This is a genomic window from Plantibacter sp. AC185 (assembly GCF_979258065.1).
This window is the reverse complement of record NZ_OZ409831.1, coordinates 3330646-3353024: the sequence shown is the minus strand read 5'-3', so window position 1 is coordinate 3353024 and position 22379 is coordinate 3330646. Positions and strand designations below refer to the sequence as shown.

At 63.1% G+C, this 22379-nt stretch carries 22 protein-coding genes; 14 read left to right on the top strand and 8 right to left on the bottom strand.

The annotated features are described in order from the left end of the window. Window positions 1-60 precede the first annotated feature (60 nt). On the top strand, window positions 61-1563 hold the full coding sequence (locus ACZZZB_RS15660; protein WP_463530171.1) for a P-loop ATPase, Sll1717 family: 1503 nt from the start codon (window positions 61-63) through the stop codon (window positions 1561-1563). A 74-nt stretch (window positions 1564-1637) separates the two neighbouring features. Here ACZZZB_RS15660 and ACZZZB_RS15655 read toward each other — a convergent pair whose 3' ends face one another. The 3 genes from ACZZZB_RS15655 to ACZZZB_RS15645 all read right to left on the bottom strand — a co-directional run bounded on the left by ACZZZB_RS15655 (window position 1638) and on the right by ACZZZB_RS15645 (window position 5191). Further along, a complete protein-coding gene (locus ACZZZB_RS15655) occupies window positions 1638-1910 on the bottom strand; it encodes a hypothetical protein (RefSeq protein WP_463530170.1) in 273 nt (90 codons plus the stop codon). 108 nt (window positions 1911-2018) lie between these two features. Continuing rightward, window positions 2019-4946, bottom strand: a complete 2928-nt coding sequence (gene dnaE, locus ACZZZB_RS15650; RefSeq protein ID WP_463530169.1) for a DNA polymerase III subunit alpha — start codon at window positions 4944-4946, stop codon at window positions 2019-2021. Next, entirely contained in the window at window positions 4919-5191 is a 273-nt protein-coding gene (locus tag ACZZZB_RS15645) for a hypothetical protein (protein ID WP_079003036.1), read from the bottom strand. Before ACZZZB_RS15645 ends, dnaE begins: the two co-directional genes overlap by 28 nt. Window positions 5192-6272: 1081 nt before the next feature. Here ACZZZB_RS15645 and ACZZZB_RS15640 point away from each other — a divergent pair. Beyond that, on the top strand, window positions 6273-6731 hold the full coding sequence (locus ACZZZB_RS15640) for a hypothetical protein (RefSeq protein WP_153303484.1): 459 nt from the start codon (window positions 6273-6275) through the stop codon (window positions 6729-6731). Window positions 6732-7282: 551 nt separating this feature from the next. On the opposite strand, the gene ACZZZB_RS15635 is transcribed toward ACZZZB_RS15640, so the two are convergent. After that, the gene (locus ACZZZB_RS15635) at window positions 7283-9961 is read right to left on the bottom strand and encodes an AAA family ATPase (protein WP_463530168.1); all 2679 of its coding nucleotides are present in this window, start codon (window positions 9959-9961) and stop codon (window positions 7283-7285) included. A 456-nt stretch (window positions 9962-10417) separates the two neighbouring features. Here ACZZZB_RS15635 and ACZZZB_RS15630 point away from each other — a divergent pair, with 456 nt between their 5' ends. From ACZZZB_RS15630 to ACZZZB_RS15620, 3 genes are read left to right on the top strand one after another with little or no spacing between them, the layout of a single operon-like run. Then, complete coding sequence (locus tag ACZZZB_RS15630) at window positions 10418-11119, top strand: hypothetical protein (RefSeq protein WP_463530167.1); 702 nt, start codon at window positions 10418-10420, stop codon at window positions 11117-11119. Next, entirely contained in the window at window positions 11116-12939 is a 1824-nt protein-coding gene (locus tag ACZZZB_RS15625) for a hypothetical protein (protein ID WP_463530166.1), read from the top strand. Before ACZZZB_RS15630 ends, ACZZZB_RS15625 begins: the two co-directional genes overlap by 4 nt. Continuing rightward, window positions 12936-13676, top strand: coding sequence for a hypothetical protein (locus ACZZZB_RS15620; RefSeq protein ID WP_463530165.1), 741 nt, complete (start codon window positions 12936-12938; stop codon window positions 13674-13676). Before ACZZZB_RS15625 ends, ACZZZB_RS15620 begins: the two co-directional genes overlap by 4 nt. A gap of 276 nt (window positions 13677-13952) precedes the next feature. Here ACZZZB_RS15620 and ACZZZB_RS15615 read toward each other — a convergent pair whose 3' ends face one another. The 4 genes from ACZZZB_RS15615 to ACZZZB_RS15600 all read right to left on the bottom strand — a co-directional run bounded on the left by ACZZZB_RS15615 (window position 13953) and on the right by ACZZZB_RS15600 (window position 15852). After that, entirely contained in the window at window positions 13953-14387 is a 435-nt protein-coding gene (locus tag ACZZZB_RS15615) for a hypothetical protein (RefSeq protein ID WP_463530164.1), read from the bottom strand. 120 nt (window positions 14388-14507) lie between these two features. Then, entirely contained in the window at window positions 14508-14960 is a 453-nt protein-coding gene (locus tag ACZZZB_RS15610; protein ID WP_463530163.1) for a hypothetical protein, read from the bottom strand. Continuing rightward, window positions 14957-15622, bottom strand: a complete 666-nt coding sequence (locus tag ACZZZB_RS15605; RefSeq protein ID WP_463530162.1) for a hypothetical protein — start codon at window positions 15620-15622, stop codon at window positions 14957-14959. The genes ACZZZB_RS15610 and ACZZZB_RS15605 overlap by 4 nt, the downstream gene beginning before the upstream one ends. A gap of 2 nt (window positions 15623-15624) precedes the next feature. Then, window positions 15625-15852: a hypothetical protein gene (locus ACZZZB_RS15600; protein WP_463530161.1), complete on the bottom strand. Its 228-nt coding sequence runs from the start codon at window positions 15850-15852 to the stop codon at window positions 15625-15627. Window positions 15853-16038: 186 nt separating this feature from the next. On the opposite strand from ACZZZB_RS15600, the gene ACZZZB_RS15595 reads away from it, so the two are divergent. From ACZZZB_RS15595 to ACZZZB_RS15555, 9 genes are all read left to right on the top strand, one after another. Then, complete coding sequence (locus tag ACZZZB_RS15595) at window positions 16039-17061, top strand: hypothetical protein (protein WP_463530160.1); 1023 nt, start codon at window positions 16039-16041, stop codon at window positions 17059-17061. Window positions 17062-17083: 22 nt separating this feature from the next. Further along, window positions 17084-17353 (top strand): hypothetical protein, encoded by a 270-nt coding sequence (locus tag ACZZZB_RS15590; RefSeq protein WP_138944964.1) that lies wholly within the window; start codon window positions 17084-17086, stop codon window positions 17351-17353. 143 nt (window positions 17354-17496) lie between these two features. Beyond that, window positions 17497-17838: a hypothetical protein gene (locus tag ACZZZB_RS15585; RefSeq protein WP_138944965.1), complete on the top strand. Its 342-nt coding sequence runs from the start codon at window positions 17497-17499 to the stop codon at window positions 17836-17838. A gap of 406 nt (window positions 17839-18244) precedes the next feature. After that, window positions 18245-19213 carry a DUF2599 domain-containing protein gene (locus tag ACZZZB_RS15580; RefSeq protein ID WP_463530159.1) on the top strand — a complete coding sequence of 323 codons (969 nt, stop codon included), beginning with the start codon at window positions 18245-18247 and terminating at the stop codon, window positions 19211-19213. Window positions 19214-19765: 552 nt separating this feature from the next. Continuing rightward, window positions 19766-20413, top strand: coding sequence for a hypothetical protein (locus tag ACZZZB_RS15575; protein WP_463530158.1), 648 nt, complete (start codon window positions 19766-19768; stop codon window positions 20411-20413). Between the two features lie 13 nt (window positions 20414-20426). After that, the gene (locus tag ACZZZB_RS15570; protein ID WP_138944968.1) at window positions 20427-20711 is read left to right on the top strand and encodes a hypothetical protein; all 285 of its coding nucleotides are present in this window, start codon (window positions 20427-20429) and stop codon (window positions 20709-20711) included. Window positions 20712-21164: 453 nt separating this feature from the next. After that, window positions 21165-21581, top strand: a complete 417-nt coding sequence (locus tag ACZZZB_RS15565) for a DUF4258 domain-containing protein (protein ID WP_463530157.1) — start codon at window positions 21165-21167, stop codon at window positions 21579-21581. Then, window positions 21578-21793 (top strand): DUF2283 domain-containing protein, encoded by a 216-nt coding sequence (locus tag ACZZZB_RS15560; RefSeq protein WP_079003054.1) that lies wholly within the window; start codon window positions 21578-21580, stop codon window positions 21791-21793. Before ACZZZB_RS15565 ends, ACZZZB_RS15560 begins: the two co-directional genes overlap by 4 nt. 213 nt (window positions 21794-22006) lie before the next feature. Beyond that, window positions 22007-22327 (top strand): hypothetical protein, encoded by a 321-nt coding sequence (locus tag ACZZZB_RS15555; RefSeq protein ID WP_079003055.1) that lies wholly within the window; start codon window positions 22007-22009, stop codon window positions 22325-22327. Window positions 22328-22379: the final 52 nt, after the last annotated feature.

The following is a 22379-nucleotide window of genomic DNA, read 5'->3' as shown; positions in this document are numbered from 1 at the left end:
CAAACGAACGCCCGTCGGGTAGCGTCCTCGATCAACCGGACCTTTGCTACTGGGAGAACAATGACGCGACCGCAGTTCAAGGACCTATATTTCGGCAAGAGTGACTCAAAAAACGAAATAGCTGGCGATAGGGATGACTTCATTCGGAGTTTTGTCGATCTGAACAGGATCACTGAAGATGTCATCAGTGGAAACAAGACTCTCGTCCTGGGCCCGAAAGGGACGGGAAAGTCTGCCCTGGCTTGGTTCCTTCAAGCATCACAACACGAAAACAACTACCTTTGCACTGTTCTCGAGGCAGCCGACTTGCCCCTGGCAGACATACCGAGGCTCGAAACTGGTCAACCTGCCGGTACTGACCGCACCGTTTCCACCTGGAAGTTCATCCTCCTCTGCAACTATCTAGCGCTATTGCTCAAGGATCAGAGTTGCGAGATCCCGAATCGGAGCGAAGTCGATCGCGTCACCAAGCTACTTAAACGCTATGGCTTGATTGGTGATATTACGGGGCGCGCGATCCTCGACATATCCAAGACGACCATCGAAATTCCCATTCCAAAGGTCGGATCGATTTACCGACGCGAGTCCCAGTCCAAGCTAAATATATACTCCCTGCTTCCCTATCTGGAGGACTGGGCGGCAAATGCACGATCGGGTAATCGGCACATCATGATGCTGGACGGTCTCGACTCAATTTTCTTGAACGATGAAAAGTACGATGAGAGTCTTGCTTCATTGGTTCAAGCCGCCTACTCCATAAACCAGCGTCTCGCCAGCATCGGGGCAACAGGCACGATTGTCCTGCTCCTCCGGCACGACGTCTTCAATCGCGTGTCACTCGTTTTGCCTGACTCGCAAAAGATGCGAGATGACTTCGCAGTCGAACTAGACTGGAGAGTTCTGTCTGGAGCAGCGGGCCGCAACGCGCCGCTTGTACGTCTCGTAAACGAGAAGGCAGCACGCGCACTCGAAGTCAACTCAGTAGACGTACTCAGCTACCTACCCAAGCGCATTCGCATTGGCGGCGGGCGCAACGGCACGGGTCCACGATTCATGGATCCGCTTCAGTATCTGTTGAGCTTCACCCGTCACACGCCTCGCGACCTACTTCGCCTCTTCGAGGAGATCAGGCTTGTCGAAGCGTCTGGGATCTTCGAAGCGGGACACAACGAACTACATGCCGATGTGGTGCGCGAGGGCGTACTCCAGTACTCGACCAAGTACTTCCCGGGCGCCATTCGCAATGAGTTCGCTGGATATCAGTATGGTGCCACTGAAGCACAACTCGCGCTGGATTCATTGAGAAGCATGCAGCGGCAGCGTTTTGATCGACAGATGTTCGTCACGCAGCTCCGAGAAGCGGGCGACGATCGACCCGAGGTCGCAGACAGACTCCTGCGGCTCCTATTCTTCGCGGGCGCAATCGGCAATGAGGTATTCATACCAGGTGGCAGTTACCTGCAGTTCTATCACCGTCGAGACGATTCTGGCGTGTACGTGAAAGGCAACTTCATCTTGCATAATGCGCTGTGTCACGCCTGGAACATTCCGTTCTCCACATGAATAACACGCCGCAGGCCCGGCCGCGGTGGGTCGACCCTTCGAGAAGCTGAGAGCGCCACGGGAAGCGACGTGAGTCATGCTCTACGAAGGAGAGGGTTGATATCCCGAAGTGCGGCACCGTGTTGCTCGACCTCGCGCTGAACGTTGAGCAAGTCCCAGGCGGCGGCACCGGTGATTGAGACTCCGCGAGCCCCTGAGCGACGCGTCGTCCCACCGACAAGCATGTAATGAGTCTGAAAGACTCCCGAGCCGATCCGCTCCTGGACATCGTGGAAGAACACGACGTTGGAGACCGGGCCAGTGCCGTCGTCGAGGGATACGAAGACGACGCGCTTACCCCCGCGCATCGGCGGCGTGTTCGTTGCTCGGCGGACGCCAGCGATGAGGACCTCTGTTCCTCCGGGTAGATCTACGAGGTCACGCGCCGGCGTGACGCCGAGTTGCCGGAAGAGCGGTTAGAACCGTTCCATCTGGTGGCGGTTCACGGCCAGGCGCATCTCCTGCAGCTCGAGGTCGGTCTGAGTGCGACCACGCAGCTCGAGCGAGGTGATCGTGCTGCGCTCGGGAACAGGCAGGTCGAGTTCGAAGGCAAGCTGTTCATCTGCGATGAGCTGGGCGCTCGTAGTGACTCCCGCGAGGTGGGCGAGAAGTTCGTGGCGTCGTCTAGGAATGTAGTCGATGAACGCGTCGAGAGCACCCACACGAGCCAGCGCCTCGAAGGTGCGGCGGCGCGGCCGGACCCGGTCACGGAAGTCCTGAAGCGATGAGAACGGCTGATGCCTCGCGATGCGGGCTCGTTCTTTCTCGGTACTTCCCTTCATCTCGACCAGCGACATCCGCACGCCCAGCCGGCTGTCGGGCGCGATCTCGACGACGTACTCCAGTCCCGAGCGCTGCACGTCGATCGGGAGCACCGGCACGTCGAGGTGGCGGGCTTCAGCGAGGATCAGGTCCTTCGGCCACATGCCCGGGTCGTGGGTGAGTAGCCCGGCCATGAACTCGGCCGGGTGATGCCGTTTCAACCAGGCCGACTGGAACGTCGGCAAAGCAAAGGCTGCCCCGTGCGCCTTCGCGAACCCGAAGGACCCGAAGCCAGCAAGGATGGTCCAGGCTTTGTCGATCACGGCTGGCCGGAATCCGCGCGCCATAGCGCGGTCGCGCACGAAGGTTTCGATTCCGGCGAGGCGCCCGCGGTCCGCGAGCTGTCGGCGGATGACGTCGGCGGGACCGAGCCCACAGCCGGTGAGTTCGTCGATGATCCGCATGACCTGCTCGTGGAAGACGACCACGCCGCGCGTCTCTCGGAGAATGGGCCGAAGTCTCGGGTCGATGTAGTCAGGCATCGTCTCGCCGTGCCGCACCTGAAGGTACTGCAGCGGCATGTCGTTCTGCATCGGCCCCGGGCGGAACAGTGAGATTTCCACCGTGAGGTCGTTGAAGACCTCTGGTTGCAGCTTGCCGACCAGTTCCATCTGCCCGGGCGACTCGAGCTGGAAGACACCGAGCGTGCGCGTGGAACGTAGCAGTTCATACGTGGGTTCATCGTCGAGCGGCAGGGCATCGAGTTCGATGGTCTCGCCGGTCAAGCGTTCGTGCTCGCTGACGGCGTGCGCCATCGCCGATTGCATCCGCACGCCGAGGATGTCGAGCTTGATGAGGCCCATGTTGTCCATGTCGTGCTTGTCGTACTGCGACATCGGAAGGCCCATGCCCGACAGCTGCGTCGGCGTGCGGTTCAGCAGGGACGTATCGGACAGAATCACGCCGCAGGGGTGGACGCTGATGTGACGCGGCAGGCGATCGAGACGCTCGGTGACGTCCACGAGCAGGTCGAGTTCGCGGGACTCGCGCACGGCGTCGGCGAGGTCGGCCAGCTCTGGCTTGTCGCGAAGGGCGTCGCGGAACTCGCGGGCGTTGAACCGCCACATCTGCTTCGCGATCATGTCGATCATCGACTCGTCCATGCCGAGCGCGAGGCCGGCGTCGCGGACTGCTCCCCGCGAGCGGTAGGCGTTCGTCATCGACATGAGCGTCACGCGGTCTGAGCCGAAGCGGGCGAACACCTCGCGATAGACGTCGTGACGGCGGGCGGACTCGACGTCGAGGTCGATGTCGGGCAGGTTGGTGCGTTCCGGCGAGAGGAAGCGTTCGAAGATGAGCCCGTTGCTGATTGGCTCGACCGACGACGTGTGGAGGGCGTAGTTGAGGACGGACCCGACGCCCGAGCCACGCGCTTGAATGCGGATCCCCATCTCGCGGATGATGTCGGCGACCTTGGCGACCGTCAGGAAGTAGGACGGCATGCCGAGCTGCTCAACGATCCGCATCTCGTGTTCGAGAGCCCGGTGCGCGTCTTCCAATGGAGGCATCCCCGTCCGCGCGTACCGTTCATCGACGCCGGCACGTGCCCGCTCCCAGAGCGCGCGGTGCGGGTCGCCTCTGATGCCGATCACCGACGCTTCCGGCATGCGCAGCTGCTTCCAGCCGACATCGGACACCGGGTCGAGGGAGCATCGTTCCGCGAGGCGCTCGGTCTCTGTCAGTAGTCGTTGCACCGCCCCGTCATCGTGTGTGCCGGCGCCGACGATCATCCTAGCGATCTGACGCATCTGCTTTGCGGGCTTCAACCAGGCCTGTCCGTTCACCTGCAGCTCGTTCAGGTCGTCGAGCTCTGCCAGCGGACGCAAGAATCTCGCGGCGTCCGCCAAGTCTGCGGTGGCGGCCTCGTCCGGAAGCCCGTATCGAACGGCGTTGGTGAGCACCGCAGGGATGCCGGCGGACTCCGCGAGGCTGAGCATCCGAGTTGCGGCCGCGACGTTGCCCCGAACCCCTTGGTCGGTGAGATGACAGACGACCTCGATCACGAGATGACGCGCTGGTAGCCGTTCCCGCCACCGATCGAGAGCCGCACCGGCGCTGGCATGATCCCGTCGCTCGATTGCCTGCCCGACATCGGACTCAGGCCCGAGCATCACCGTCAGTGCGGGATCGTCGGCGAGGATCACGGCGAGTTCATCGCGAAGGATCGCCGGTCTCTCGCGGCGACCATGCGCCGCGCTGACCGCCCGGCACAGTTGAGCGAACCCAGCTCCGCGGTTCTGACCATGCGCGAGCAGGACGACCCGGCCGATCGGCTCCTGATGTTCGTCGAGGACAGCGAGGTCGGTCCCCAGCCCCGGTGAGATGCCCGCAGCCAGGCACGCTCCGACGTGCTTCGGTCCTCCGTAGAGCCCGTCGCGGTCGGTCAGGGCGAGGAACGACGCTCCATCTTCCGCTGCGAGGCCGGCCAGGGCGGCGCTCGACGTGACACCGTAGTGCGCGGAGAGGTGGGAGGCGACGTGGAGGTGGGAGAAGCTCACGTCCAGGCGACCGCGAGCGTCCATCTGCCGGTGGTGTCGCGGCGGAGGTCGTAGCGGGTGGGCTCCTCGTCGCCTCGCGCCGCGTCGACCCGCCACGTCTCGATATCGATGCGGGCTGGCGACGAGTCGCCTGTCCACCAGGCTTGGCGGGAGAACAGCGCTTGCGGCTGGCCGATGACCCGGTGTTCGAATCGTTTCCACACGAACGCCAGCGGATCGCCGTCCGCCGCGAGATCAACATCCACTGCTTCGTCAACGATCGTCGCCATGTCGCACCTCCGAGATTCGAACACGTGTTCGATTAAGCGAGTGTACGTGATGGTAACGACAGTGGCACGACTGGGACTCGACAGCCGCTGCGTGCGGCGGCGTCGGCGGCCGTTCTGGGACGCCAATGATTCCGTTCATTCCCGCTCCAGCGCTTGCCCACGGCGGATTGAATCGGCTTATCACGTGTCGAACGGGATAGCCGCCTGATCAATTGAATTGACAAGCGACTGGAATACCACTATTTACCGCCCCGCGCAGGCAAGAGAAACACCAGCAAGGAGGACGCCCGCCCCTCGGCGCCCCGATAGCCTGCGCGTCCGCCGAATCGACGCCTCCCCCATTCAGGGGCGGACAGGGCTGGGTGGAAGACGATACGTTGATAGTCAATAGCTCACTACCAACAGGGATCACCGCCTTTGCCATAAAGGAGCATACGTGACCCTAATGCGAAATGAGGATGCAATGAAAACCAAGCTTTCGTTTTCGATCATCGCGGCTGCTGCGACTATCGCACTCACGATTCCAACCTCTGCACATGCAGTGACAACTCCCCCACCCTCACCGACCGACGATGCATCTACGATGATTGTCGAGAAGGTGCAGATCATGCCTGAGACTGACGCAGAAAGTAAGTCATCCTCCAGCGCTCAGGCTATTTGCGAAGCTTACGGTATCGTCGACTACCCACACATTTCTACAAGCAATCCGTCAAGTGCTCGAGCGACGCAAGCGCACGGTGGCTGGAATCAAGGCAACTGCAGTGCGACACACGCGGACGTGACCACTCAACTTGATCGAATGAATCCGATCGGTCTCTATCAAGCTGTAGGCACACAGGGTCGCGCAGTCCTCCCCTCGCAGGCAGATATGGGTCTCCCCAGCTCCAATCGAGTGACAGCGCGGTACGAGTGCAATGGGACCGCAGCCGCATCATTCCGGGCCTGGACGAGTTTCGATATGGTCGGAATCGCCGACACGCACACTCCGACCTACTCGCCCGGTACAGACATCACTTGCGGCTAGCGGCTTAACTGATAGAAATCGCTAGTATGAATAGTGGAATGACAAGCCGAGGTCAGCATGAAGTTCAAGTCTCATCTCATCGTTTCTGCGCTCGCATCGGCAGCATTGTTGAGTGCTTGCTCTTCGCCACAGACTTCTCCGGAAGAGCCAGTCGAGACAACGGTCAGCTTTGTGAAGAGCTATGACCATTGGGCCCAGAGTGGGTACGCCGATCCGATCCCGGATGCTCTGCTCGACCTTGCGTCCACGGAGATGCGCGACGTCTTGGAAGAGGATCAAGACTGGTATCTGACGGGCCAGGTTCAACAACACGGCGACGTCGAGATCACAGGGACTGAATTGATCGAATCGAACAATGATCACGCCGTCGTCCGCGTCACCCTGGATGCATCCAACGTGTCGGTAACCGCCGAAGGTCAGGAGACGTGGGTGGACTACTCCAAACCCATCGTTTCAGAATTCACTTTGGAAAAGAGCAAAGCCTGGCGAGTAGTATCCGCTGCGAGCGCCAAGTAGCGCGGCGCGATGTAAACGGTCGCAAGAGTGATCAGCTAGGCGGACAGTTGCGAGCTTATTGACGATTCCTGGATGCCACAAATTCCGGAAAATCGACCGGCCCTATCCCGCCGGGGGCATAGAAGTGGTGGACAAAAGCGGCGACTTTTGCCCGCAGCTCTTCCGTCGAGAACTCAGTGGATGGAGAAGTCGACCCAATGGTGAATCCGTAAGGAGGTTCACTGGGCCCGTTGATCCATGAGAAGTCATACACTCGACGTCCGCCTGGTCCCAGGCGCACCTCTACAGAGAAGCGGTCGCCCTCAACGTCAATCAACATTGACGACCATGGTACGCCCTATCTGCGAGCGAACAACCCCGGCACGACGAAGTTCGCGTTCGACTGTACTGCACGCTCGGCGTTACCGAAGGAGTTCGCCCGTGTCAGCAGCCAAGCGACGCCCGTACACCGTTCGGCTGCCCGGAGTGGGCGGCCGGGCTGACCATTCTGGGCGAGCGAAACCGTTAGACGATTGATGTCCGTAGCGATCTGCACAACGAGCTCGCGTCATTCAGAGTGCCGGTTGAGCAGCGTCTGCCTCTCGTGCGGTGCGGGTCAAGTCGACGCGAGCCGCGGCCTGTGTCCGATTGACTGTCGGTTCTCCGGGATCAAGCGCTAGCAACTCGGCAATCTGCTCACGGAGGTCGAAGACTCTCGCCGGGAGCACCAGGGTGTTCTGGAGCCTTCCACGAGTGAGCCCGACGTAGATGGCCGCACCGTTCACTGCGCCGGAGGTGTAGCTGACGTCCGCTGTGTCGCCCTGGGCACCATGGGTGGTGGATGCGTAGGCCAGGTGTACGTACTCAGCGATGTAGCTCGCTGGTACGTTCCGGACGCGGCTTGAGTCCGAAACGGATTCGAGGGAGGCGTGCCCACCGGTGATGCTGCGGACTCGCCAGAGCTGACGGTTGCTCACGCCCAGGTTCTTCTCGTTGGCTCGGCTCTGGACGAGGTCCCCCTCATAGATGGGTTGCGAGTCCTGCGCGAAGAGCACGGAACGTGGCTGCAGCTCGCCTCGCGAGAGTCGGAGTCGCTGGATCGTGTCATTGATGCGCTGCGCCTCCTCGTTCGTCGCCGTCACCAACGCAACACGCAGCCCTGCTGCAGTGTCTGCGAGATACCGTTCAGCGAGGTAGGCCGTCGGATCCTGACCAGGCTCCAACTCGACGACATGGCCGCCGGCGATAAGACGATCGGCCACGGCAAGCCGATCATCTTCGCTCCGTGCATCGCGCAGCGCGACCGTGAGCTGCGCGTAATCGCGGTCGATCGCTCCGTCCGGTTTGCGGAAGCGGTGCACGTCCTCGAGATCGACGCGTGCTGTCGTGGCCTCGGTCGCCAACAGCATCGCGCCAGAGTGTCCAACTGGGCGCAACTGCATCGGGTCGCCGACGAAGGCCAGGTCGATGCCGGTTTGCTCTGCGGTGATGCAGAGCGCGCGTGCGGCCTCGAGGTCGAGCATGCCGGCCTCGTCGACGATGACGCGGTCGTTGCGGCGGAGTCGGTGGCGGCGAGCGATCGGGTTCGTTGGACGTTCCCACGTCCAGACATCGCGGCCGGCGTCATCCGTATACCAAGTCCAGCCGTGGGCTCGGAGCAGCTCATGCACGCTCGTTGCATCTGCGCCGGTCTCGGCACCAGCCACCTGCGCGGCCTTCCGCGTCGGCGCAAGCAGGAGCGGGCGACGGCCGTTGCGGCGGAGTAGGTCGCAAGCGACGCGCAGCATGGTCGTCTTGCCTGTTCCGGCGGGGCCGGTCACGGTGACGAGCCGATCGCTGCCAGCCAGCACTGCGGCGGCGGCTCGTTGACCCTCATCGAGCGAGCGACCTGTCGGGAGGGACGCGCGCTCGGCGCGGGAGACCGCCTCTTCGGTCAGAGACCGTCCGGGGGGCGCGAGTTCGGCCATGCGGCGCTCAACTTCCCGTTTGAGTGTCGCGGTGTGATTCGAGAGGTAGCCCTTCACCTGTGGCGGCACTTCTTCTGCGCCGAGCAGGTCCGTGCAGCCCGCGTCGACGGCGCGCTGAATCACCAGCTCGATCAGTGGCTCGAGCTGGGATCGTTCAACGACAACGTCCGTTGTGGCGAGTGCCCGGAGCACCCCGGCGCGGACATCGAATCGGCTGAATCGTCCTCCACTCGGCGTCGAGCGTTGGTCAGCATCGGCGACCGCCCGTCTCGCGAGCAGATCGACATCGAGATCATCGAGGCGGCTCACCAACGGCGCGAGGTGGGCCCGCTTCTCAGCGAGCCTCGGATCGAGTTCGATGATCTCCTCTCGCACCAGATTCAGCCAGTCGGCTTCGTTGATCGCGACAGGCTTTGCCGGGCGCTCGTGTGCGTAGGCCCACTGGTCGATGGCGGTCAGGTCCTGCGGCGTTGGTTCAGCGCCGGGGTGTTCGAGCCGCCACTCATCCAGCCGGTTGGCGCGGTTCCGCTCGATCTGACGCGACCGCTTCGACAACGGCCGCACGATGTGAGCGAGCTGCTCGATCTCGCCGTCATCGCCGATACTGAAACCCCTCCTGGCGAGGGCGGCGATCCATTCCGGGTCCGTCCTCGCGGCGAGGTCGCCCTCCGCGTTGATGACGGTCTGGAAACGCAGGGCCACTCGGGAGTCGATGTTGCTCCAACGCCCGTCCTCTCCGAGCACCTTGATGTTGAGCCACAGGTGCCGGTGCTGGTGGGGATCAAGTGCGCGCGAGCGAGCATGGCGGAGCTCCACGATCTCGATGCGCGTCAGCGGCATACGGCGGTGGCCGGCTTTCCCACGACGGGCATTGAGCTCACGCTGCCAGGCCAGAATGATGCGTTCGCGGAGGCGATCCTGAAGTGCGTCGTAGGCTGCCGCGACCTCCGGATCGAGGATCGACGCGATGGAGAACGATTTCGACGCGTTGATGGTCGCATCCAAGAGGAGATCTGCTCGAGGGGACGGATTCCGGACGCCACGCATGGCTTCGGTGTCGGGATCGCGGCCGGCGACCCAGGCTGCGAGCTTCTGTCGGTCGAGCTGATCGGCGGTGATCTGTTCGTTCTCGACGATGAAGCGGGTGACAGTCTCAGGTGCATAGCCGAGCGCGCGGGCAATGCCTGCGGGGGTGCCGACAGTTGCATCACAGGAACCACCGAGCGCATAGTCGACGGCCTGCCGGAGCCCCTGCGAGGCCAGGCCTCGCTTCCATCTGACCATCCCACCGCGCAAGAGCGTCTCCTTGGCAAAAGGCGGTAGTTCCGCCTCGCTAGCTCTTGTGGCTGGTCGACAACCCGAGCGGACTTGGCCATCCCGGTGCCTGCGTGCATCCCTGACTCGACACCCCAGTCCATGTGCCGGGGCGGGGGCATGTGCCCTCGCCCCTCCGTCATTGACGGCCCGTCATCGATGCCCATCGCTGGTCGCCTGGTGCCAACCCTCTGAGCTATGGCGGCCGTTCGAGGGCAAGGCGAGCGGAGCGAGGCGCGGCAGCCCGAATGCGGGACTGGGGTGTGCTCGCGCGCCGCCAGCCTCGAAGGCGTTGGGGGGATGAGCCGACGCCGAACAGCGGCTGGAGTCTTCAAGACGCGTCCGCCTGATTGTCGGGCCCTCCACAAGAGCAGGAGGTGACGCACGAGCGTTCACCTCAACTCGCGCAAGCGACGGAAGGACAACATGGCACTGCCCCTCTCCCTGCAGCTCGCGGCGACCGCGTTGAGTGCGACCGCGCTCGGTACGACCGGTCCGGCGATCGCCCTCGACGCGCCAGCACTCGCTGCCGTTACGGCCTCGGGTTCCGCAAGCCCGTCGGTAGCGGAAGTGGGCGACTGCGTCGGCTTCGCACTCGACGTCACTGGGACCCAGGACGGCATCGCGATCGAACCGATCACAGCAGCGCTCACCGGACCCTACGACGGCTGGCCCCCGGTCGGCTCGGTCGCCGACGCTGCGACGGTCGGCTCATTTTCTGCGACCTGGACGGGCTCCGAGTGGAGCTACGACGACGACTGCGTGAGCGTCTCGGCCGCCGGTGGGTACGCCTGGACGCTCGACAACCCGAACGATCCGGAGGGTCTCGACTTGATCATCCACGAGTCGTCCATCGTCGATGTCACCGAACCGGCCGTTGTCGACCCGGAGGACGGCGACGGGACCGAGCCACCCGTCGAGGACGAGGGCGGCGGGACCGTCATTGATGTCGTTGCAGACCGCTCTGGCGGGACCGTTGGGACCAAACGTCCGCAGCTCGCCCTCACCGGCGCGAACGAAGAACTCCTCATCGCCGGCGCTGCGGGAGGCCCTCTCGCGATCGCGGCGGGGGTGACCCTCGCCGTGCGGAGCCGACGAAGCCGCGCTCGGGTGGAGGAGGCCGCATGAGCCGCCGCATCCTGAGCGCGGCCGGCGCATCGATTCTGCTTGCCACCACGCTGAGCTTGCCTGCCCTTTCGGCGAGCGCTTCGGTTCCCGCCGCGGAGGACACGTCGGCCGCTGCGGACAGCACCACTCCATCCCCTCGAGCCACCACCGCCTATGGCTGGGGCCAGCTCGTGAACTACGTCACCCCGGACGGCTCTCTTGCGTACTGCATCGACGTCCAAGCCGACTGGCCATCAGGTGCGACCGGCGGCGGAACGCTCGTCGGCGGGATCGGAGCAACAGCCGGGACGCGCGACGTCGGCGGCACGGAACTCGCAATGCTCAACGCGGGCCTCTCCCAGTTCGGGCAGACCACGGACAACGACACCGCAGCAGCCGTCGCCGCGTTCGTCTACGCCTTCACCTCGCAGAACCACCCCGGCTACGACGGCGCCATCCACTACATCAGCCAGAAAGCCGACGGCCACGACGCCACCGTGACCGCAGCGTTCAACAGCATCTGGGCATGGGTCGGCGAGAACTGGGCTGCCGCAGCCGGCTCGAACACGGCGACCACAGCCATCACGATGACCGACAGCACCACCGGATACATCGACGTAACCGTCGACCCCGCCGCCGCTGCCGGCACGCTCACCCTCACCGGCGCGCACCAGACCAGCACCGGCGCGACCTCGGTGGCTGTCGGCAATGGATCCCGCATCGACATCACCGGCGATCCCGCCGACGGCATTGCGGACTACGACATCCGCGCCGACGGTTCCTGGAGCACGCCCGGCGGCTACGCCTCCGAGGCCTGGATGTACGAGACGCCCGGCCAACAGCGCCTCGCCCGCGGCAGCGAGAACCGCTCCCCTATCCCGTTCACCTCTGCTGCCAGCATCACCGCCTCGACGATCTTCCAGCCGATCGTGACGAGCGAGATGCAGCAGACCCTCGTCCCCGTCGGCGGCACCATCGTCGATCACGCCACCTGCGACCTCTCCCCCGACAGCACCAGCACCACCTGGCGGCGCAACCGGGACGGCGAAGGCGTCGACGTCATCTGGGACGTCGCAATCTACGCCAAGCTCCCCGGCGAAGACAGCCTCCCCGAGGTCCCAGAGGGCCGCCCCGCGCTCGGCACGGCCACCGCCACCTGCGACGAGGTCGGCGACGTCATGGAAGCCAGCTTCCCCCGCCCCGACGAGGCCGACGGCCCAATCACCGCAGTGTGGTCACTCGACCTCGAGAAGCAGTCCGACACGGCCAAGTCCGTCCTGCAGGGACCGTGGCACGACGCGTTCGGGCTGCCCGACGAGACCACGGTCATCCCCCGTGTCACGACGAAGGCTGTGCCGGAGGTGATGGAGGGAGAGCAGTACGGCGACACCGCCCACCACGAAGATGTCGCCCTCTACCCCGACACCGCCGTGCAGACCTTCACCGCCTATCGGATCACCGACGGCCAGGCCCTCTGCGATGCCACGACTGAATATTCGCCGGAGTCGGCGCCGATCCTGGTCAGCGGGCGCACGGATGTTCCCGGGCCGACCTTCACCGCCACCCGCGACATGGGCAACGGGGTCAACTGGATCGAACGCACCTACGCCGACGACACGAAGCAGATGCTCCTCAGCGAAGGTGTCTGTGGGCAGGAAGGTGAGCAGACACGCTTCATCGACCGCCCCGGACAGAAGCTCGCAAGCACCGGCTTCGACGGCGCCACCCTCGCCGCAAGCGCTGCCGCCACGATGCTCCTCGGGGCCTCGCCCTTCGTCGTTCGCGGTGTCATGCGGCGTCGAGCAAGCCTGACTGACTCCGCCAAGGGGCTCGCAGGATGAGCGAAGAACAGACAGGCCCCTCGTCGGACCTGAGCCAGGACCAGAACGAATGGGTGGCGATGTATCGCCACGGGTTACGATTCCGCAAGCCACAGCCGGACTATGACGACGTGCGCGACGACTACGAGGACATTCACGGCGACGACCCTCGGATGGAGGAGGAAATTCAACTCAGGATCGTTGAGACTCAGATGGACCTGCTCCTCCGTTTCACCGGGGCATCGGACTACGACATCCACCCAGACCCTGACTCCTGGCTAGAGACGTACTATGCCTTGGCAGGCAAGTGGCTCGGTCGAGATGCAGGGATCGACGAACAGCTCGAGAGCGTCGACCGAGTCCTTTCGCAGACCGGCGGGCCACTTTGGCGCCCGGACCTGTACCTCCCGTTGGACCAGGTTCACCAAGCTGCGGTAGATGCCGTGCCTGCGAGCCCACAAACCGCGCCGTCGACCTCCGCTTCTAGCTGGCGAGAGCCTCCCCGTCTTATCGACTGGACTCCGGACGAGGACCCAGCCGCGGGCTACCTCCGGGAGCTCCACACCAATCGCCAACAAGCACGGGAGTTGGGTCTGCCCGAGCGTTCCGAAAACGCGCAGCCGCAGAATTCGAGGGGACCGCTAACCATGTTGGCTCGGAAGCTCTCAAGCAGAGTCCTCCGACCGCGCTCAGACGATACCCACCGCGACGCTCACCCGCCGCATCAGTCCGTGTTCGGGGGCAGTCTGGAGCTCTAGCGATCCATTCCCCGCAAAGACCAGAATGGACGCTCCTCAGGATCCGACCCGCCGTCCACGACAAGCGGCGCTTCCGCGCATCGTCTCGGGTGACGACCGAACACGGCAGTTAAGAATCTCCGTTATTTCACGAAGCCTTTTCGAATGGTCCGCGCCTCAAGCGTTCACGGCCATGGCGCTGTCGTCACGTCGACGTCATGGACACCTCGTTTGCGCACACTGGTTGGGTGCGCGTTGCCGAGCTGCCTGGTGCCCTGGGAGGAACGTGGTCGAGTGCTAGAGCGCCGCCCAGCAGTACATGTGTTCGCCACGATCGCGTGCCGTTCGGGCAAGCGCCGCCCACTCTTGGAGCATTGACTGCAGCTCCACCGCGTCACCATTACCCCAAAACTCTTCAGTCTCCGACCACGGGGTGGCCACCTCAACGAGGCGGTCGTCACTCGAGGTGGCAAGTGCTTCGGTGAAGGTATCGGGCATGGCAATGACCCAAGCGGAATCATGGTCCGGCGAGGAGACGAGTCGCGACCACGAAGGATCATCGGTGATCGATTCATACGTCGCGCCAGAGAGCAGCGCCAGCAACGTGCCGGCCTCCACCGTCGCGCCGACCGCCTCAACAACCGGAGAGCGCACCCCGACAGGACCGTCGTCAACGACAGCGGCCGCAGCCGCGTCATCCGGCGCGATGAAGTAGGTGTTGAACATGCCCATGACCTCATTCTTGCAGTATCCCGGGTTGCTTTCCTCGAGAGTTCTCCAGCTGTCGCCCTGACGTCACGTCGATGTCATCGACACTTTGCTTGCGCACACCTGCTGGTCGGTGTTGTGGAGCTACCTGGTGCTCGACGGGGCGGGGGTGGGCGATTCGGTGGCAGCGCAGGATTCAATCAGCGGCGGAAGGGCCTCACTGAACGAGGTGACTGCGGTCTCGAGGGCGGCTCGAGATTGATCGGTCAGCCCAGAGTCCGAGATGCCTTGTGCAGCATCGGAAATCCCATCGACCAGAACCTGGATCTTGGCGGTCACGTCCTGTTCTCCGCCGATGTCGTTCGTCGCGGCGCGAAAGAGCTCGCCGGCTGCCGAGAGCTGTGCTGCACCGACGGCGGGGTCGGTTTCCAGGGTTGTCAGATTTTCGGACACGTTCGTGGCGTAGGACGTCGCCACCTGGGCCAGCTCCGCGCAATCCTCTCCCGCAACGACGCTCGGGGCTGCGCACCCGGCCACGAGAGCGAGCACAAGGCCGCCGAGGCCGAGCGCGCCGAGGACGCGATGTGGGCGCTTCACAGGGCAATCCCCCGCCGGCGAAGCTCCGTGATGATCTGCACCTCATGCTCGAAGTGCCGTGATCGCTTGTTGGCCGAGAGAATCGTGTCCTTCCAACCTCGCTTCACCACATCCTGGAGCGCAATCTCCAACGTGGACTCGCCGAAATCGATGTCGTCCCAGACCCCGGCTACCGCACGCTCCCGCGTCACGACGGCTTGGAAGGTCGGATCGATCCGAATCCGGTGAGCGCTGTACCCCCGGATCGACAGATCCCCCTCCACCCCTCTGATGTCCAGGCCAATATCGTCACCTTGGTCAGCTTCCCTGACTCGACGTTCGTACATCGCGAGCTCCTCCGGGGTTCTCGCGGTCACAAACGTCTGAATCGTCAGATCACCGATGACCCCGGACAGCGTGACGTTGTGAAACTCACACCCGCTGATGAACAGGGAACCTTGGTCGCCCGTCAACCCACCCACCGTCACATTCCGCAGCAACGCACCCGATAGCGAGCAGCTTTTCACGCGCAGCGACGCCACCGACACATCCTCGATCACCGGACGCGCATCGAAATCCTCAGCAAGACGCGTGCGGCAGTCGTCTAGGAGAAGATCACCGAAGGTGACTCCCCCGAGAGACTGCCCCTCTCGGAGGACGGCACCTCGAATTTTCTGTCGCATATTCACTTCCCGTAGAACCACATGTTGTACTTGGCGATCCGACTTGGGTCGACGTAGGACCGCTTCAAGTGACGCGCGAGCGTGGAGAGGTTGCTCGTCGTCAGCTCGTAGAACAGGCCCGAGCTGCGACTGATGAAGTCAGGGGCGTTCGGTCTGCCACGATGCTTGAACAGTTGATCGATCAGAGGGTTTTCTGCGAGTCGCCGTTCCATCGCTTTGCCTTTGGTCATTCTCTCAATTCGCCGGTACGTTCTGGACTGCCGCCTGGATGGCCGATGGCGACGCCGGCCTGAACCAACCCAGTCGATTCTTGGACGAGGGAAAACCCCCGAATCATCACTGATCCCTCGACACTTTACTTGAGGTAAGGGTACCCTCACAAAACAGCACAGGTGGCGCTACTGATCGGAGGATGAATGTCGAACCTGAGACGTACCATCGGTATCGCTGAGGTCGGGGCGCTGTGCGCTTCAGCGCTTCTGGGAGGATCATCTGCAGCCTTTGCCGAGGACCAGCTGCCGTACTCTGATGTGCTCGCTGCAGTGGAGGCCGTCGTGCCGGAGACGCTGGATGCGGCAGCGCCGGCAAGCAGCACTGACGCCGACGCTGCGCAGTACTCGGCAGAGGGAACCACGGTCACGGTTCCTTGGGATGCAAGTCGTGCAGCCACCCTCAACTCCGCAAGCCAGGAGCTCACCGTTTCCCTGCCGTTCGCCCAGCAGGCCAGTGACGGGGTGTTGTTGCATGACGGTGTGACGGCGTTCGACAACGGCAACGCGTCGACGACCGTCCCGGTGGTCCGCGAGGACGGCAGCCTTCAGATCATCACCGTGATCGACGGTGCTCAGGCGCCAACGCGCTATGACTACGACTTCTCCGTTCCAGAGGGCGGAGCACTGACGATCCGGGAAGACGGCGTTGTGATTATCACCGACGCCAGCGGCGGGTTCTCCGGTGGCGTCGCGCCAGCGTGGGCGAAGGATGCTACCGGTGCACCCGTCTCGACCTGGTATGAAGTCTCTGGCAACACCCTGACCCAGGTCATCGACCACAGCGCGGAGACCGCGTACCCCGTCGTCGCTGACCCATGGGCTGGCATTACTCTGTTCCAGAACTTCAAGCGAGACAGCTACAAGGGCGACTACCGTTACAGTGCCTGGGTGACCCCGCTCGGAGCGGTCGTGCTCAGTGGCGGCGGTGGCGTTGGCGGATACATCTCTGGTCAAGCCGTCTTCAACGGCGCAGGCTGGGATGAGTGGAAGTCTAGGTTCGGTGCGACCGCGATGACGAACAAGGCCACACTCAAGCACCAGTACAACTGCCACGTCGCCGCCAGCGTCTACGGCCTCCCCTTCACCCAGGACTACAACCTGGAACGCTTCCGCACCAACCGGTCCAACTGGCCCGCCGGTGTCGTCACCCACCGATGCAACTGGTAGCCATCACCCAGGAGTCATGCCCGTGAAGAAAGTCATCATCGCTTCAGCCATCCTGGCCACCGTCGGGGCGATCACCGTCATCGTGTTCTTCATCATTTCGGGACTGCAGTATCGCGCTCAGGAGGACCAGGGGCTGGAACCTGGCTACACCCCGGCCCCCATCGTGCTCGGCATCGACATCGGACTCTGGGCATTGGGTATCGGCCTGACAGTGTTCGTCGTCGCGGGGACACTCACCCTAGCCAGACGACGAACACGCCCAAGCACCACACCATCACCATCCGAGGATTGACCTCGCCAAGCACGTCACACAACCACAGCCGCGCCCCGAACCAACACAGCCGGGGCGCAGCTGCGACACCACCACACGGGTGACCGCGAGGGGACGACGCAGTCGGAGTCCGTCAGCTCCAAGCGCACAACGCATGGCTCGACGTGACCATGCAGCTCGGGCTGGTCGGTGCAATCGTCTTCCTGGTCCTCATCGTCCAGACCACTCACGGGACACTGTCGCTCCTCCCCAACCGATTGACCAGGTCAACACTCAGCACCTTCTTCGCGGCCGCCGCGCCGTTCTCGCTGCTCCTGCTCCTGGTGCTGCAGAGCTTGACTGAGAGCCGCCCGCTCATCGAGTCGGGATGGGTGCTCTTGGCGATCCTCGCCGTCAAGCCACGCATGTTCGACAATCCGCTGCCGGGTGGGCGTGCCGATGCGGAGACGGCACGCCCACGCGCAATCAGCAGGCTGCGTAGCCGTTTGGCACGTACCAGTTGGTGACGTTGTTGATGATGGCCGCGCCAGGCTGGATCGTCCGACATGCCGTCGTGGAGCCACTCTGCAAGCCGGCGATCCTGAATTTGCCTTTGATGGGGTAGCTGCACTTGTTGCGCAGCGTCTGCGTGTAGGTGGGATTCGGTAGTCGCAAATACTGCAACAATTTAGCTGAAAATATACCTTATGTAAGTAGGCCTGTTTGCGTGACCCGCCGTTCGGTGTGCTATTTCCGCCACGTGGCGGGTGTTCATTCCGCTGATCGTCCAAGAGGCTTTCAGCAGTGGCGTCGAGGAGCGTCACAACATCGCAGAGCTCAGCGGCGCTTCACTGAAGCCTGATTCCGTTCGGCCGGGGGTCGCGGATGCAGACCTTCGAGTGCGACCGTGACCACACTATCGAGGGGAAAGACTTGCGCATCACCATGAAACTCGTTGCTACCGTTGGAGCCGCGCTTCTGGCGGCGGGATTGGCTGTTCCTGCTCATGCCGCAGAATCCGAGCCTGACCTGCTGGCTGCCATCGCTGCGGCAGCCCCGGAGGTATTGACCGGCGTCGCGGACGCTTCGGTTGACCTTTCTGATAGGTCAGCAGTCGAAGCAAGCACCTCCGAAGCCTCCGCGATCCTTCCAACTAAGGCGGCCGACGGAGTGACACTGACCGATTCTGGAGGCACCGAGATCACTGTGGGTTTGCCGAACGCCACGAATGCGGAGAATGCCATCGCCGAGGCAGATGGGATCGTGTCTTACGACAACAACGACGGCTCGACAACCGTCCCCGTGCTGAAAGAGGATGCCTCGGTGCAGATCACTACCGTGATTGACGGTGCCCACGCGCCGACCCGCTACGCCTACCCGCTGCAGGTACCCGCGGACGCGACGGTTACCCTGGACCCGGCGAGCGGCGCTGTCGTGATCGTCGACGCAGAAGGCAAATTCCTCGCTGGAGTGGCGTCAGCTTGGGCAAAGGACGCGAACGGCACCGACATCGCTACGCATTACGAGCTCGACGGGACCACCCTCACCCAGGTGGTTGAACACGCAGAAGGTAGCGCATACCCGATTGTCGCCGATCCGTGGCTCGGCATCGCCCTGGTCGACCGCACGAAATGGTCTGGTAAAACGCTGCAGGTCTATCCGTCATCCTGGGCACGAGTGAACCCGTGGGCTAGCGCCGGTGTGGCCGCACGGTGGGCGGGGTGGGACGAAGTCCTCAACAAGACACCGGGGAGCCGGGAGAACACCCCGTCTATGCGAGACCAGTACTACTGCCACTTCGACTTCGTTCGATTCCGCGCACCCAACAAGGTGAGCTGGAACCTCGACCTCGGCCGACCTGCGTACGACTACTGGACGCTGATCCAAAGGCAGTGCAACTGATGCGTGCCCTCGCCGGCGGGGCGGCTATCGCCTCTGCAGCCGGGGTACTCACAGCCGTTGGCACACTCATTTACCTCGGGATAATCCTCGGAGACCGCGGCCTTACAGCTGACGCCAACGGAACATCGGGCTACACCACAGCCACCGAGACCACCTTGCTCATCGGTAGCTTTATCGCGATCCCACTCCTGGGCGTTCTCGGAGCGACAAGCCTGGTGTTCTGGATCGCCCGGTACCGGGCCGACCGAACCAGCAACTCGAGTACAACGCCCTAAACCAGGGCTGACGTCAACGCGCAAGCTCGGAGCAACTCACAGGGCCCCGGCCAGTTGGCCGAGGCCCTGTCTGCTGCAAGCGATCGCCGTCGGCAGCACCCGTCCATGCGCTTGATCGGAGGAGGTTGCCCAACAGGCCGACGATCAAGTCGTCCCCACTCTGCCCCCGCTGATTGGCCTGCCGGACCCCCTGGACAACAATTCTGCGAACCCGGTCGCCTACGGCACGATTGAGACGGTACGGGCCGGGCATGCAGCACAGCGACCGTTCGCAGACGTGCTCAACGACGCCGTCGCGGCGCTCACCGAGGCTGGACGGTGGCGCCGCCCGCGCCTGCAGCAGACACCCACCGGCAAGGTCGAGCCACATCCGACTGAGACTGACCCTGCCGACTGGGCTGAGTTCGTCACCCTGGCCCTCGCCGGCGCTGCGGCGAATCTCGGCGCAATCGATGAGGCGCTGGCCGGTCGACCAGGATCCTGGGAAGCGGCGAAGATGGCAGAGCTGCTCGAGGCGACCGTCGGTCCTGACCAAGCCGAGCTATGGCAGCACCGCACCGAACCACTGCAACTGGTCGTCGACGTCGACGACCTCCTCTCCCACCGAACTGACGCCAGGTCCCAGTACGACGACGCGGAACACAGCATCGGCGAACAGCAGCTCGCGGTAGAGCAGGCAGACCCCTACCCCGACGAAGCCACATGCGGGTGGAGCTACAAGGTCACCGGCCCGAATCAGCTCACGGCCGTCGACCCAGCAGCGCCCGAATGGTCATGGGACACCTGGCGTACCCTCACCGACAATGACAACGCCAATCTCGTCGAGAGATCGATCCACGACGGTGACACCTTCTTCACCTCGCTCTTCATCCCCGACTCCCCCGCCTCCGCAGTCGAGTACTACTCGTCTCATCGACGAACGTGATGCCCGGATCGGTTTGTTCTACAAGCAGCTCCGACTGCTCGAAGCACAGAAGCAGCAGGAATGGGACACCTACGCAGTAGCGCTCACCCAATCGATCGAGACCGCAGCACGCTCCATCCAGGGCCTGCGCGTTCCCATCGAGGTCGCAATCACCACGAACACGGATTCGATCGTCACTGCACATCAGAAGCTTGAGCCGCTCGCCGAGCAGCTCCTCGACGCCGCCGTAACCGCAACCCCCTCCCCTGCCGACCTACCCGGAACGCCACTAGAACGCATCGCCGCAAAGGCTCAGTAACTCGGCGGCGTGTCCCTTCACGGCTCGCCTCACGTCGTCCAGTAACGCGTGGCAGTGGCGTTCTGCTTACAACGGGACGCCCGACTCATCCCATCCTCGGAACAACGCTGGTGTTCGCGCTGACCATCTTGGCCCCAGACGTCGGAGTCGGTCGCTAGACATGAGGCATACGTCTCGAACGATGCCGCCTCGAGACCTGATAGCCGATTCGCGCGCGATCGCCATCGGGGTCTCAATCGGCAGACCGACTCTTGACCACGGTTCGAAGCTCGTAGTCCCATGACTACACGACACGTTCAGCTCAGACCAAGGGACGCACTACCAGCGACAATTCAGATCCACACCCCGCCAGGTGGCGTGATTCACAGGTCTGCCGGCGGATACCCGAGACAACCCAACATCGAAAGGCTAGATCCGAATCAACAACAGATCCCGCAACGAAATGAGGATCAAATGAAGAACAACCGGCAACCGACACGTGCGATCTCGCTGTCCCTGAGCGCCCTCCTGCTCGTGGGCACCTCGACACTTGCCGCTCAGAGCGCACAGGCGGCGCCGGCGCCATCAGTGTCCACCGCCGCATCAGCACCGATCACCTCATCCCTGCAATCGCGCGGTCCGATTGTTGTGAAGTTCTTCTGGTCCAGCATCATGAGAATCTTCATCACGTTCTCTAAACACGCCGTGACGCAGATGTCCGCCCGCGGCGTCTCCGCGGCCACGGTTCAGCAGATTTTGAGTTTTGGACAGGTGATCTCCCGCCACAACGGCATCACTTCTATCCGGTCGGGGCAAATCACAGTGCGGGTCAACACGAATACCGGTAACGTGATCACGGTGATCAGGTCTTCCGGAGGTGGTGGTCGATGAAACTGAGCTACGACCCTGAAGCGGATGCAGCCTACGTTCAGGTTGCGCCTCATATCGAGCCCGGCGCAGTAGTGAGGTCAGAGGAGACCAGCTACCTTGATTGCCATATCGCGGTGGACTACGACAGCGACGACCGCGTCCTCGGTATTGAGATCTTAAGCGCCTCCACCCTATTTACGCCCACAGCACTCGATGTGGCCGGAAGCGAATAGCCTCATGTTGCACGGACAGTGACACGTGATCCACCTCTCCTGGAATTCACCGGACCTCCCGAACGCCTTCCGGCGAGCTTTTGCCTGACGCCTCAGGAGCTATCGGGGACCGTGAGCATGAAGTCTCTAGCGGCTCGCGAAGAAAGTTCACGTTCACGCAAGGGAGGTATTCACGGGGGGGCTGAAACTGGATGCGGATTTCGGTCCCGCTAGCTGCCGCCACGGCGAGACGATGCCCGACTACCTCCACCCCGGCTCCGCCCGATCCTGCGGGAAACCCGCGGCGTGGTGGTGTTCCACGAGCAGGTCATGCGCATCATCGACGAACTCACCGGCACAGGCCTCGGCACCGCCGACGTCCTCCGCCGGCAACTCGCCGACCCAGGCCGGCTCGACGGCATCGAATCGTGTTCTTCACCATTTCGGGACTGTAGTATCGCGCTCCGGAGGACCAGGGGCTGGAACCTGGCTACACCCCGGCCCCCATCGTGCTCGGCATCGACATCGGACTCTGGGCATTGGGTATCGGCCTGACAGTGTTCGTCGTCGCGGGGACACTCACCCTAGCCAGACGACGAACACGCCC